This window comes from Humisphaera borealis (genome assembly GCF_015169395.1).
GTDB lineage: Bacteria > Planctomycetota > Phycisphaerae > Tepidisphaerales > Tepidisphaeraceae > Humisphaera > Humisphaera borealis.
The window spans coordinates 3,061,239-3,075,496 of the sequence record NZ_CP063458.1 but is presented as its reverse complement, the minus strand read 5'-3'; the positions used below and the strand labels follow the sequence as shown (position 1 = coordinate 3,075,496).

Annotated in this window: 10 protein-coding genes; 9 read left to right on the top strand and 1 reads right to left on the bottom strand. The window is 63.9% G+C overall.

Translation table 11 applies throughout. The features are described 5' to 3' along the window. The first annotated feature begins 11 nt into the window (after positions 1-11). The 7 genes from IPV69_RS11415 (at position 12) to IPV69_RS11385 (ending at position 9,184) form a co-directional block, all read left to right on the top strand. A complete protein-coding gene (locus IPV69_RS11415) occupies positions 12-1,973 on the top strand; it encodes an amidohydrolase (RefSeq protein WP_206295236.1) in 1,962 nt (653 codons plus the stop codon). 146 nt (positions 1,974-2,119) lie between these two features. Continuing rightward, on the top strand, positions 2,120-3,550 hold the full coding sequence (locus tag IPV69_RS11410) for an arylsulfatase B (protein ID WP_206295235.1): 1,431 nt from the start codon (positions 2,120-2,122) through the stop codon (positions 3,548-3,550). A 92-nt stretch (positions 3,551-3,642) separates the two neighbouring features. Continuing rightward, complete coding sequence (locus IPV69_RS11405) at positions 3,643-4,359, top strand: transposase (protein WP_206295234.1); 717 nt, start codon at positions 3,643-3,645, stop codon at positions 4,357-4,359. Between the two features lie 118 nt (positions 4,360-4,477). Further along, entirely contained in the window at positions 4,478-6,103 is a 1,626-nt protein-coding gene (locus IPV69_RS27555; protein WP_206295233.1) for an adenylate/guanylate cyclase domain-containing protein, read from the top strand. 123 nt (positions 6,104-6,226) lie between these two features. Continuing rightward, on the top strand, positions 6,227-6,616 hold the full coding sequence (locus IPV69_RS11395) for a hypothetical protein (protein ID WP_206295232.1): 390 nt from the start codon (positions 6,227-6,229) through the stop codon (positions 6,614-6,616). A 16-nt stretch (positions 6,617-6,632) separates the two neighbouring features. Next, positions 6,633-7,016 (top strand): hypothetical protein, encoded by a 384-nt coding sequence (locus IPV69_RS11390; protein ID WP_206295231.1) that lies wholly within the window; start codon positions 6,633-6,635, stop codon positions 7,014-7,016. A gap of 224 nt (positions 7,017-7,240) precedes the next feature. Beyond that, a complete protein-coding gene (locus IPV69_RS11385; RefSeq protein ID WP_206295230.1) occupies positions 7,241-9,184 on the top strand; it encodes a di-heme oxidoredictase family protein in 1,944 nt (647 codons plus the stop codon). 100 nt (positions 9,185-9,284) lie between these two features. On the opposite strand, the gene IPV69_RS11380 is transcribed toward IPV69_RS11385, so the two are convergent. Beyond that, positions 9,285-10,163, bottom strand: a complete 879-nt coding sequence (locus IPV69_RS11380; protein ID WP_206295229.1) for a PEP-CTERM sorting domain-containing protein — start codon at positions 10,161-10,163, stop codon at positions 9,285-9,287. 539 nt (positions 10,164-10,702) lie between these two features. Between IPV69_RS11380 and IPV69_RS11375 the strand changes: the two genes are divergently transcribed. Both IPV69_RS11375 and IPV69_RS11370 read left to right on the top strand, forming a co-directional pair. After that, entirely contained in the window at positions 10,703-12,715 is a 2,013-nt protein-coding gene (locus IPV69_RS11375) for a lipase family protein (protein ID WP_206295228.1), read from the top strand. 274 nt (positions 12,716-12,989) lie between these two features. Then, on the top strand, positions 12,990-13,826 hold the full coding sequence (locus IPV69_RS11370) for a cyclase family protein (protein ID WP_206295227.1): 837 nt from the start codon (positions 12,990-12,992) through the stop codon (positions 13,824-13,826). Positions 13,827-14,258 lie beyond the last annotated feature (432 nt).

Genomic DNA, 14,258 nt, shown 5'->3' with positions numbered 1-14,258 from the left:
GAGCGATTCCCTTGCCCTTCATCAAAGCATCCACCCTGCTGAAAGCCTCCAGGATCCTCGCCATCCTCCTATTCCTTGGCTGCAGCAATCAGGCCCCTGCGGCCGTTGTCGCCGACGCCATCTACACCGGCGGGCCCATCATCACGATGAACGATGCATCGCCTCGGGTGCAGGCTGTCGCCGTGAAGGACGGCAAAATCATCGCCGCCGGGTCACTGGCAGACGTCGAAAAACTCAAGGGTGCGGCGACCGCGGCGATCGACCTTAAGGGCCGCACGATGCTCCCGGGGTTCATCGACGGCCACGGCCATGCATTTACAACCGGCATCCAGGCGGCATCGGCCAACCTGCTTCCGGCCCCCGATGGCCAGGGCAACTCGGTCGCCGACCTCCAGCGGTTGCTCCGCGCCTATGCGCAGAGCGAGTCGGCCAAAAAGTTCAACCTCATCCTTGGCTTCGGCTACGACGACGCCCAACTGGCCGAGAAGCGACACCCGACCCGGCACGACCTCGACGCCGTGTCCAAAGACCTGCCCATCCTCATCGTTCATCAGTCGGCCCATCTCGGTGTGATGAACACCAGGGCCCTCGAACTGGCCGGCCTCACCGCCGACACCAAGGACCCGCAAGGCGGCGTCGTTCGTCGCGAAGACGACGGCAAATCGCCCAACGGCGTACTGGAGGAAACCGCCTTCATGGGCGCCGCGATGTCGATCTTCCCCAAGCTCAACCCCGACCAGATCGCACAACTCGCGGTCATGGGCCAGGACCTCTACATCAGCCATGGCTACACCACCGCCCAGGAAGGCCGCGCCACCGGGCCGGCCCACGGCAGCTTCGTCCAGCTCGCCCAGGCCGGGAGAATGAAGATCGATGTCGTCTCGTACATGGACATGATCTTCACCGACGAGCCCCCGGAGATGAAGTCGCCCTGGCATTCAAGGAAGTACAACGGCCGCTACCGCATCGGCGGCATCAAGCTCAACCTCGACGGCTCGATCCAGGGCAAGACCGGCTATCTCACGCAGCCCTACGTCAAACCCCCGCCGGCCGCCGCCACCAACTACCGCGGTTACGAAACCCTCCCCGACCAGGTCATCGCCGCCAAGGTCGATAAGGCGTTCGCCAACGGCTGGCAGATCCTCGCCCACTGCAACGGCGACGCGGCGATCGATCAATACATCTCCGCCGTCCGCGACGCGACCGCCAAGCACGGCCCGGCCGACCGTCGCAACGTGGTCATCCACGCGCAGGCCGCCCGCCCGGACCAGCTCGATTCGATGAAAGACCTCGGCCTGATGCCGTCCTTCTTCGGCATGCACTGCTTCTACTGGGGCGACTGGCACCGCGACGAAACCCTCGGCCCCGTCCGGGCCGAGCGCATCTCGCCGGCGCAGTCGGCCTTGCGGCGGGGGATCATCTTCACCCAGCACCACGATTCGCCCGTCGCCCAGCCCAGCGCCATCCGCATCCTGTCGTCGGTCGTCACCCGCCGCACCCGCAGCGGCGACATCCTTGGTGCCGACGAGCGCATCGGAGTGAACGATGCGCTCAAGTCGCTCACAATCTGGGGCGCGTACCAGCACTTCGAGGAAAACGAAAAGGGCTCCATCGAAGTCGGTAAAGTCGCGGACTTTGTGGTGCTTTCGGGCGACCCGTTCGCGATCGACAAGGAAAAACTGGGCGAGCTGAAGGTGCTGCAGACGATCAAGGCCGGCGTCAGCCTCTACACCGCCGACGCCGCCGCCAGCCTGCCCCCCGCGCAATGGCCCGCCGTGCCGCCGAGCCTCACACCGCCACCGACAGAGCTGTTGAGGACCGCAACCGATTCCAACCCCGCGGCGACCATACCAGCCCAATCGGGGCAGGTCGCCCGGACGCTGCTCCCCGCAACGCAGTCGCACGCCTGTGGCGGATGCGCGATGAGCCATCTCATGCTCGAAGGCCGCCGCGTCGTGTCTGCCGCGCGATGAGCGCAGAGGCCGCGCCGTCGCTCGGCGGCACCGGGATCATCTTGGCACGAACCCTACGCGACTGTTACATTGCTGCCCGGCGAAGCGGTCTCATGCATTAACTGGTGAGGGATCCTGCTGCGTCAATCTCCTCAGGGAAATCAAACATGATCTCGACCCACCGTCTGTTGGCGATTGTCGCTCAAGCGCTCTTGGTTACGACGGCGCTGGCGGCTCCCCCGTCTCCGGGTGGCGCCCCGCCACATGTCGTCCACATCGTCGCCGATGACCTGGGATGGAAAGACGTCGGCTTCAACGGCTGCGCCGACATCAAGACGCCGCACCTCGACAAGCTTGCCGCCACCGGCCTGAAGCTCTCGCAGTTCTACGTCCAGCCGATGTGCACGCCCACTCGCGCTGCGCTCATGACCGGCCGCTACCCGTTCCGCTACGGCCTGCAGACGGCGGTTATTCCGTCCGTCGCGGCGTACGGGCTGGACACCAGCGAATGGCTCCTGCCCCAGGCCCTGAAGGAAGCCGGCTACAAGACCGCGATCATCGGCAAGTGGCACCTCGGCCACGCCGACAAAAAGTACTGGCCCAGGCAGCGCGGCTTCGACTACCAGTACGGCCCGCTGATCGGCGAACTGGACTACTTCACCCACGAAGAGCACGGCGTGCTCGACTGGTACCGCGACAACGTCCCGGTGAAGGAAGAAGGCTATACCACCACGCTCCTGGGCAAGGACGCCGAGAAACTGATCGAAACCCACGACGCCGCCACGCCCCTTTACCTCTACCTGGCGTTCAACGCCCCGCACACGCCTTATCAGGCGCCCAAGGAATACATCGACCGCTACGCGCACATCGCCGAGCCGACCCGCCGCACTTACGCCGGCATGGTGTCCTGCCTCGACGACGAGATCGGCCGGGTCGTCGCGGCGCTCGACAAGAAGGGCATCCGCGATAACACGCTGATCATCTTCCACAGCGACAACGGCGGCACGAGCAACCCGATGTTCGCCGGCGTGATGGCGGACATGTCGAAGGTGAAAATCCCCTGTGACAACGGCCCGTACCGCGACGGTAAGGGCTCGCTCCTGGAAGGCGGCACGCGCGTGCCGGCGTTTTTGAACTGGCCCCGCGCCATCAAGCCCGGCGTGTCCGACAGCCTGATCCACGCCGTCGACCTCTATCCCACCATCGCCGCCAACGCCGGGGCGTCAACGGCCAAGTGCAAGCCGCTGGACGGCGTCGCGTTCAACTTCAAAGACACCGCCGGGCGGTCGGAAATCATCTACAACATCGAGCCGTTCCGCGCCGCCATCCGTCAGGGCGACTACAAGCTGATCTGGAAGGCGATGCTCCCGTCGTCGCCGCCGGAACTCTACAACATCGTGCAGGACCCCGGCGAGAAGACCAACATCGCCGCCCAGCACCCCGACAAAGTCGCCGCGATGCAGGAGCGGCTGAACGCGCTGGCGAAAGAGGCGGCCAAGCCGCTGTTCATGGTGGAACAGATGAAAGTGATCATGAAGAACATGCAAGGCGCGCCGGCGCTGCCGTGGGAAGACGGTTTCTCCGCGGAAACGCCGTGAGGAATTGAAAGCACCGTGATGGAACGCGTGTGGAAAGGGGACATCACTCTTTTCCATTGACTCCCGCCAGCGGCAGCGGTTAGCCTGCGATCATGCCACGCACCGCCCGCTCCATCGCCGCCGGGGGATTTTACCACGTGCTCAATCGGGGCAACGGACGCCAGAAGCTCTTCCTCAGGGCCGGCGACTACGACGCGTTCTGCGGCATTCTCGCCGAAGGGCTTCGGCGGTACCCCGTCAAACTGTACGGCTGGTGCCTGATGCCCAACCACTGGCACCTGGTTCTGTCGCCGAAGAACGCCGATTCGATCGGTCGGCTGCTGGGGTGGGTCGGCGTTACGCACGTGCGGCGGCATCATACCCACTACCACACCGTCGGCGGCGGGCACCTGTACCAGGGGCGGTTCAAGAGCTTTCCGATCGAAGGGGGCAGGCACTTCCGGGCCGTCTGCCGGTATGTCGAGGCCAACCCCCGCCGGGCGAAGCTCGTCCGTCGGGCCCAGGACTGGCGATGGAGCAGCCTCGCGGCCCACGTCGATCCATCGACCGCGCGGCCGGACGATGTCGCCGCCGACGACTGGCCGGCACTGACGCGCTGGCCCGGCGGGAAGCCGGCGGACTGGGCGGCGTGGGTGAACAAGCCAATCGAGGTCGCCGAGGCCGAGGCGATGAAGCTGAGCATCGCCCGGGGCAGGCCGTACGGTTCGGCGAAGTGGATCGCGGCAACCGCGAAAAAGCTCGGCCTGGAGTACACCCTCCGCGACCGCGGCCGGCCGAGGAAGGCACGGGAGGACGACGAGGAAGAGTGATATCCCCGTTCCTGGTCGACTAGTCTCTGGACTGCCGCCTGACGCAATCCCGGGCGTTGCGTAAACCCCTCCCCAGGTTCCAATTCGTCCCACTTCACAGTATTTTGCCCCGCAGCCCATGCTGGACAACCTTGCGCAAAACCGCGTGCTCGCCACCATCGTCTTCACTGACGCCGTGGCGTTCAGCGCCCGCATGGAGGCCGACGAGCCGCGCACCGTTGCCAACATCCGGCGCGACCTCGACTACATCGCTTCCGAATGTGCCGCCCACGACGGCCGGGTCATCAAGAACACCGGGGACGGACTGCTCATGCACTTCGGCTCGGCCGGGCGGGCGATCGAATGTGCGATGAAGGTGCAGAGCCATTTCGCCAGCGCCGCCGAAACGCTGCCGCCACAGGACTGCCTGCAACACCGCATCGGCATTCACCTAGGAGACGTGGTGGTCTCCGAGAGCGACGTGCTCGGCGACGGGGTGAACGTCGCCGCCCGCATCCTGGCCCAGGCCGAGCCCGGCGGCATCTGCTTTTCGCAGACGGTCTATGAGGTCGTGAAGAACCGCCTGGCGATCAAGGCGACGTTCCTGGGCCCGCGCGAACTGAAGAACATCCGCGAGTCGGTGCCGCTCTACCAGATCCTGGTCGCGGCCGCCGCACAGCACACGCTCGCGTCGGCCGCCGCGCCGCCGGCGGGCGGCCTCGGCAATGTCGATATCGCCGCCCTGGCCGCAGCGTCGGCCGGCGTGCGTCAGCCAGCGTCGCCGAAGAAAGGCGCGCGCGTCCTGGTCGGCGTCGGGGTCGTCGCGACGCTGGGCGCTGCCGTCGCGATCGGCCTGGCCAACCTCAACGCCGGGCAGCCAAACACCGCCATTCCCGCCACCGGGAATCCCACCACCGCGGCGATAACAGCCCCCGCCGCCGCCATCAATGTCCGCCCCGAGCCGACCGCCGCCGAACAGCTCACCGCGCTGGTCGCGGGTCTCAAGCAGCGCAACCCCGGGTTCAGCGGCCAGGTCCAACCCACGTTCGACGACGACGCCATCGTCGGGCTGGCCTTCTCCACCGAGATGGTGAAAGACATCACGCCCGTCGCCCGGCTCAAGCGGCTGCGGACGTTGAAGCTGACCGGGCCGTCGTCCACATTCAGCGATCTGTCCCCGCTGCAGGGCATGCAACTGTCCGAGCTTTCGATCGAGGGCAACAGCACGCTGAGCGACCTGACGCCACTGAAGGGCATGCCGCTCACAAGACTTCGCGCCGACGTCACCGCCATCTCCGACCTCAGCCCACTCGCCGGCATGCGGCTGGTCGAACTCACGCTCTGGAACTGGCGCGGGTCAGACCTCTCGCCGCTCCGCGGCATGCCCCTGACGCGAATGAACGTCGGCGGAAACGGACTGGCGATCGACCTGTCGCCGCTCCAGGGCGCGCCGCTGCAGTTTCTGTGCATCAACATCACGAAGATTTCGGACATCAGCCCGCTCATTGGCGCGCCGCTGAAGACCTTCTTCTGCGAAAACACGCTCGTTTCAGACCTGTCGCCGCTGCGCAACTCGCCGGTCGAGGAACTGGTCGTCTGGCGGAGCCGCGTCACCGACATCTCCACGATCCAGGCCCTGCCGCTGACCTGGCTGAACATCGACTTTCAGCCACCTCGGGACGCCGCGATCCTGCGCCAGATCAAGACGCTTCGCAGGATCAACGACCAGCCGGCAGAAGAGTTCTGGAAGAACGTGGTTGAGTAACACCCGGCCGGGATCTGACAGTACGGAACGGTACAGGTACAGAACGGGACAGGCATAGGCACCATGCCCCACCCCTGCGTCCTCCAAATCGCGTTTGCTATACTCCACCGCTAACGAGCCGCCATGTACGACGCCGCACAACAGGCTGAACTCCAATCCCTGATCGAAGGGCAGATGCGAATGCTCGGCGAGCACCTGTCCCGTCCCATGGAGCCGGGCGACACCATCTACGTCTTCAAGGATCTACCGGCCTGGCTCGGCGACAGGCTCGAGCACCGGTTCGTCGTCCATTCACAGGACGGCCCCGCCGATGCCCCGGCCAATGCCGCCGCCGATGCCCCGCCGCGGTTCCTGGCCTGCATGGACGTGCACTTCGGCGATTACCACCGCCGCATGGAACTGGTCGCCGGCACCCGTGAAGCGCTGCACCAGTTCGCAACGGTCAATCCGCCGATCGGCCCGCTCTGCCAGGCGGTGTACGAAGTGATCGCGATGGAGCGTGGCGGGAAGTAGTTCCGAAGGCGGCCCGGTGGCGACGACATCTCCAACCTCGCTTCCCCCGTTCGACAGCGTCGAGGTGGTCGACCTCGACGGCGACATCACCACCACCGCCGCCCGGATGTTCGGCCAAACCCCGGCGAAGCGGGTTCGCGCCACCGGCGCCCAGGCGCAGCGCCTCGGCGACCTGTTCCGTGCCCTTCCCCCGGGCGAGCAGGCCCGCTGCCACATTCCGCCGTTCGGACTGCTGTTCCGCCTCGGCGAAACGGTCGTCGCGGCCGTTTCGATCTGCTGGCAGTGCAACAACGTCCACGGCCATGGCGGCCAGGTCTCCCTGTATTTCCAGTTCGACGCCTCGGCGAAAGTTTCGCGCGAGCTGCTCGCCGCCTGCAAAAAGGCGATCGCCGCCGGCTGATGACCGCTGATGACCGCTGATGACACTGGGGCGGTAAACGGCGACATCGACCCGTCCCGTTTTCCATTGCCAGGTATGTCGAGGCCAACGCCCGCCGGGCGAAGCAGGTCCACCCGCGCTCAAGCACCCGCTGCGATTGCTAAGGTTTCACCCACCGGCGTCAATACTCTGGCGTAGACACGGGCCGAACGCCCCTATCAGCAAGACTGCTTCCGAGGACAACCATGCGACTGTCGATCTTCCGTACTGCCCTGTTCCTGTTCGCCCTCGCCGTCGCCGGGCAAGGCCGTGTTGCGGAACAGAGCAGTTCCCCCACGCCGGTACCGCTGTTTGACGCAACCACCCCTCTCGAACCCGATACCGTCATTGATACACCGGAAGCGTTGATCACCCGCGTCGGCGATCGCGTTCGCGACCGCCACGCCCGCGAAGGCATGTTCCATGCCTACGACCATTACCTGGCTCGCTATTTCGAGAACCGCACCGTCACCATCGAGATCATCGACCGCGTCGCCAGGGGCGGGGACTCCATCACCTACAACATGACCTCGCTCTACCCGCTGAACAAACCCAACCTGCGCCTGTTCTTTGAAGGCAAGGGAACGGTCGCGCAGTACATGAACAACAGCATCTCCAGGGAGATCGACGCCCACCACTACACCCTGACGATCAAGCAGAACAACGCCGAGAAACGTGCCTTGAAGATCGGCGACCGTATCGAGATGGAGTTCAGCCCGTTTCTCGTCAAGGCGGTCGACGGGGTTCAGACCGTCGGACGGACGAACTACTACGGATCGGCCTTGCTTTACGTCGTGGGCAAAGGGGGACTGCAGCCCTGGGAAGGGCGCGGCGACAATAACGATTCATTCCCGATGCCGGCAGGCGCCCTGCTGGGCGGCATGAACACCTCTCACCGGCAATACTCCGACGAACCCAAAGAGCTCTTCAAGCAGATCGCCACCAACATCGCGCCGATCAGCGTTCAGGATTTCATGCTCGGCCGGCGGTTTCATCACACCGACTTCGGCAATGGCAAACACTCCGAACCCGGCAATCCCGTCTACGCGGAAGTCGCGGGGAAGCTGGGGGAGCGTTACACGAACAACAGCTGCGTCGCCTGCCATGTGAACAACGGGCGGGCCGCGCCCGCGAAGGTCGGCGCGCCGATGACGCAGTACCTGGTAGCCGTCGGCGCCGACGCCTGCGGGTCGCCCCATCCCACGCTGGGGCACGCACTTCAGCCCCAAGCCAGGACCGGATCGCCGGAAGCCGGCGTCACCATCTCGGAATGGAAGGTGTCCGGCGGAGCCTACGGCGACGGCACCCCGTATTCCCTGCAGCAACCCATTTACGCGTTCAGCGGCGTCACGCCGCAGTTCTATTCCGTCCGCATCGCCCCGCCCCTGGTCGGGATGGGCCTGCTCGAGGCGATCGACGAAAAGGACGTCATGGCTCCCAACACTCGCGCCAGCGCCGCCACGACCGGGACCCTCGGTCACGAACGCACCGTGACCGATCCGACCGACGGCGTGCAGAGGATCGGGCGGTTCGGCTGGAAGGCCGGGCAAGCCCGCCTGAAGCACCAGATCGCTAGCGCCTTGAAGAACGACATGGGCATCGTCACCTCGGTCTATCCGTCGCCGGACCAGGGCGCTCAGCAATCCCCGGCGGGCGACGTCGCCAAGCTCGGCGATGCGGATCTGGACAAGATGTACCGCTACATGGCGACGCTGGCCGTCCCGCCGCGCCGCAACCTGGACGACCTCGAGGCCATCAACGGCGAAAAGCTGTTCAGCACCATCGGCTGCGCCGCCTGCCACACGCCGACGACCAAAACCAGCCCCTATCACCCGCTGGCCGAGCTGCGTCACCAGACCATCCGTGCGTTCACCGACCTTCGGCTGCACGACATGGGCCCGGGACTGTCCGACAACATGGGCGAAGGCAACGCCCTCCCCGGCGAATGGCGCACCACGCCGCTGTGGGGCATCGGTTCAACCGCCGCCGTCAGCGGCGGCACCGAGTCGTACCTCCACGACGGCCGCGCCCGCACCCTTCAGGAAGCCATCCTCTGGCACGGCGGCGAGGCCGAAACATCGAAGGAAGCCTTCCGAAATCTCCCCGCCGACGACCGAGACAGGCTGGTGAAGTTCCTGAAATCACTGTAGGAGACCGGGTAGCACAGCAAAAAAGGGGACATCACCTGACCCCTTTTCCTTTTCCCCGCTCAGGCGCCGCCAGAATCATCGCACCTGCTGCGCGTTTTCTTCATCGACGACCTGGACGCCGGCGTTGCAGCGCAACGACGCCGAACGCGAGGATCAGCATTGTCGAGGGCTCGGGGACCGTGCCAACGTTCAGGAGAATACTGCCACCGACGCCAGTACCACTGAAGTCGTTGTAGAAGGTCGTGTCGAGCACGTCGCCGTTGTATAGGGTGCCACTGATGGTATTAGTGCCCGGCATGAGCGGGATCGACGTGTGGTTCATCGGAACGCCATTGACGAGGAAGGGCGTGTCGTTCTGGCTGAAGAGGGCGATGGTGCCGAGCGGGTTGGCGCCCAGGCCCCACCTCAGGCCCGACACGGAACTCTCGATCTGCCCGCCGAGAATGGTCACCACACCGCCGAGTTCAGCCTGATTGGTCGTCGTGTTAAAAAAACGCGTCGTGAAGATCGAGGTTCCGCCCGCACCCGAGCTCGTCGAGAAGCGTCCACCCGTAATCCAGACCTGGCCGGAGCCGTAGTTTTCCAGCCCGAGGCCGGAAGCTCCACCCATAAGGTCACCACCGGAGATGAAAACAGGCCCGGTGCCGCCAAGGCTGAGTGCCGCGCCCGATGATCGGTCGGCAGGCCCACCCGTTATGGTGCCGCCGGTGATTCTGATCGTGCCGGAGCTTCTGCTATTGATTCCGATGGCCCCGTTTGTCCCAAATCCGCCCAACACTTCACCGCCGGAACCGACATTGAGGTTCGCGTTGGCGTTAAGTTGGATCGCCGTGACCTGGATAACTCCGTTCTGGTCGGCAGTGCCGCCCTGTACCTGCTTGTGCCGTTGTTGACAGAGGATCCACTGATGGTGCCACGGGTGCCGGAGCCATCGATGGTGACGGAATCGCCGGATCCCAGCGACAGTGTCGCCGCCCACGCATGAGACGGCGCGAGTAAGATCACCGCAAGAATGAAAAGGATGGCACGCGGCATAGTCTAAAATCCAATGTTTGCCAGGCCGCACCTGCAGGAGGAAGAAAGAGGGGCTCCCTTTCCTTCCCCTTCGATCACTCACCGGTCACTTCTGTGGGGACGAATACGGAAACGGCCAACTTCATATCTTTGCGGGAGACGCGAGACTGACACGATGGTTGGAGCCGGTCAAGGAAGAACAGCTTTTTGCAGTTTGGATAATTGAGTTTCCTTGACTTCAAGCTTCCCCCGGTCCGTTGAAGTCGCCATGCGAAAAAGGGGACATCGTGACGTCCCCATATCTTGCCCAAGGGACATCGGATATCGGGCATTGGGATGTCGGACATCAGCGATATCCCCTCTGCGTGCGCCCTTCGCGTGCACGATCCGGATGCGTTCGCGTCGGCGTTTGGGGCCCGGACGCCGCTTGCATATTATTGCGCTGTGTAATAAAAATCGCGTAGCCCCTCGCCTCGTTCCGGTCATTTCGCAAAGGGATCCAGAATGGTTCACGTCCACCGCTCTTTGCTCTTGAATATCAAGAGTGCTTTGCTGGCTTGCCTTCTAGCGGCGGTCGTATCGTCAATCGCCGGCTGCGCAAAGTCGGAAGGGGTCGTGGCACCTGTGTCTGAACAGGTGCACGTCGCCGCCGCCGCCGATACGACGTCCAATGAAATCTCCGCCAAGGAGTCTGTGCCGCAGCGCCCGGCGGCGCCGACTGGCCTTCGTATCGTTGCGTCAGAGGTGCCAGAGGCCGCTCCCCAGGCAGTGGCCGCTCCAGCTAGTATTGGAAGCGTCCTGATGGTTAATCAGTGGCTGAGGTCTTCGCAGTATCTGCAGTCCGACAACAAACGATTCACACTCGCCCTGTCCCCCGATGGCGAACTCGTCCTCTATGACAGTACGAATCCGATCTGGAACCAGGGCCCCAAAGGAACCAAAGGCCACTACGCCATCGAGATGCAGACCGACGGCAACCTCGTCATGTACAGCTACGCCAACGCAGACCTCACTGGTCGACTTGGCGCGGTGTGGGCATCCGGCGAAAAGCCAGCGGCGACCGCCAAGACGCAAGGCCAGTGCTATCTCAAACTGCATGACAACGGGGCGCTTACGATCCGTGCCGGACTGCCCGGTGCCAACGGCGCCGAAATCTGGTCGTCAGGCTCCCTGCCGACGCTGGAGATCGACGGCAAGTGGACCGAGTATCACATCGAGAACAACAAACTGGCTTGGTCCCGCCCAGTCACCATCAACCGAACCAAAGACGGAATGCGATTCGAGCGCGACCGGGGGCCGGAAAACGCAAGCAAGACCGAAAATCCGAACGTTTTCACCCAATCGGCGGACAGTGGGGATGTGCTGACGTGGGAGTTCATCACCGTGGGCGACGCCACAATCGACCTGGGCGCGTCAGCCAGGACGGACGGGCTGGAACGCAAAAGATTCCTCAAGCGCTGGCCGGACGGTATGGATCTGGCGGGCAGAGCGATTTCGCAAGTCGTCAAAGAATATGGCAACATGACGGTATCGGGCGAGGGAAGTGAAGATCGAATCCGACGGCTGTTTATGGAAGTCACGCCGGACTGCAAGTACACATTCTTTTATAGAGTCGGTCGGTTTCAGCAGACCATCCTGATCGCGTCGAACGCGAACTCCGCAGTGGTCGCGTTCCGAGGTTCAGACTATTCGATTGGGTCGCTCCATCGAGTGCTCAATGGTGAAGAAGCGCCGCATTGGCTTGCCAAGCCAGTGACTCCGGACGGGTTCCGCTTCGCGAACGTCCACGACGGGTGGAGCTCGGCTGCGAACGAGATCTTTCCACTTATCGTCGCGGAGATGGCCCGGCAACAAGCCGCAGGAAAATCCATCACGATTGCCGGTCACAGCATGGGCGGAGCAGTTTCCGGCTACTTGACCTATCGGCTGATGGCAGAAACCCAACTGTTCCAGCCGGGTAAGGATCACCGGCTGGTCACGTTCGGGGCCCCTCGCTATGCGAGCGGCGACTTCGCCAAAGAGTTCAAAGTTCAGGCAGCGAAGAAGTCCCTCCGCGCTTTCAGCTATGAGATGGCCGGTGACAACACGCCTTACGACTGGTCGAAGTACTTTGCCATCTACACCAGCATTTTGGGCAGCCGATTGGGGCTCCTTTATATCGACGCGCTGGGGACGATGATCAGCACATGGACGCCCGACAGCGACAAGCATGGAGCCGTGAACTATCTCTCGTCGGTGGCGTCAAACAAGTTGAATGACTTCGTGCGAACGATTCACGCCGGCATCTTTGTCACCAGGTACAGCCTCCAGTGGACCAGACCGGATTGGGTCACTGAATCCGCGACGGGCGTGGGCGAGGTGAATATTCCGATCGCCCAGGGCTCGACCCGGATCAGCATGAAGCTGGAATCGATGGTGGGGCCCATGGCAAAGCCCTACTTCTTCTGGGGGCCGGTGCAACCGGGTCGCTATATTATTACGGGAGATCCGCTATACCCTCGTGTTTACCAGAATTGAAGCATTGAACCCATTTTTCGGACGACAGTTGCTGCCCCGACAAAGGCCTGTCGAGGCCAACGCCCGCCGGGCGAAGCGGGTCCGCCGGACCCGGGACTGGCGATGGAGCAGCCTGCCGGCGCTCGTCGATCCGCCGACGGAGGACAAGGGGCGGCCCCAGGATGTCGCCGGCGGGTGGCATGGCACACAAGACACCCGTTGGAAGACGGAAAGCTGTGGGCACGCACGGGCCTTCCGCTTGAACCTTCCATAACCCATCAGTAGCCTGAACTGGATGCGATCCATCTCCCTGACGGTCGTGGCGATGCTGATGGTCTTCACGGGGTGTGCGACGGGTGGCAAACCGGGTGGCGCCAACCATGGCGCTGGGGGTGACCCATCGCCGCGACCGGTCGCGATCGACCCGGCGAAGGTGATCGACCTGTCTTACGCGTTCGGCGATCAGACGATCTACTGGCCGACCGCCGAGCCTTTTAAGCTGCGGCGGGTTGCCTACGGCCGCACGCCGGGCGGGTACTTCTACGCCGCCAACAACATCAGTATGGCCGAGCACGGCGGCACGCACATGGATGCGCCGATTCATTTCGCCGAGGGCAAACGCACCAGCGGCGAGGTTCCCCTGTCCAACTGCATCGGCCCGGCCGCCGTCATCGATGTGCGGGGCGCCTGCGCCGCCGACGCCGACTACCTGCTGACCGTGGACGACCTGCTGGGCTGGGAGCGGAGCCATGGCCGGCTCCCGCGCGGCGCGATCGTCGTCATGCACAGCGGCTGGGGCGAGCGGTGGCCGGACAAGAAGCGGTATCTGGGCACCGATGTGCCGCTGGACGTGGACAACCTGCGGTTCCCCGGCTTCTCCCCCGAGGCGGCGACGTTTCTGGTGACGCAGCGCGACGTCGCCGCGATCGCGGTGGACACGGCGAGCGTGGACCGCGGGCAGTCGAAGGATTTCCGGGTGCATCAGATCATGAACGGCGCGAACAAGCCGATGTTCGAGAACGTCGCCAACGTGGGCCGGCTTCCGCCGGCGGGGGCGACGTTCATCGCGTTGCCGTTGAAGATCGAGAACGGGAGCGGGGGGCCGGCGCGGATTATTGCGGTGGGGGAGTAGGGGGCTCGCTGCGCGAATCTCGGATTCACCACGAAGGCACGAAGGGCACGAAGGTACACGAAGAAGAAGCGGCCCTGGTCCCTGGTTAAAACATCGTTCTCAGTTGAAGACTTTTCTTCGTGTGCTTCGTGCCTTCGTGCCCTTCGTGGTGAAACCGGACTTCCAGAAAACGGCGGGCGAAAAAAGGGGTTGCAACTTTTCGCCTGAGACTTAACATGTACCGTACAAATAGTGCGGGCGTCGGCCGGGGTTTTGGCAGCCCTGTCGGCGGCCGGTCTCCGTGCGCGGCAATGGCGGGTGTGATCCGTCGGGCTGGCGTTGACTCCGCGGAGAAGGACGCGAGCCGGGCGATCGGGGACGATCGGCCGGACGGTCTGGTTTTGGTGGGCGGAAGAGACGGAGAGACCAGGAGACGGAGCAACGACGTACGGA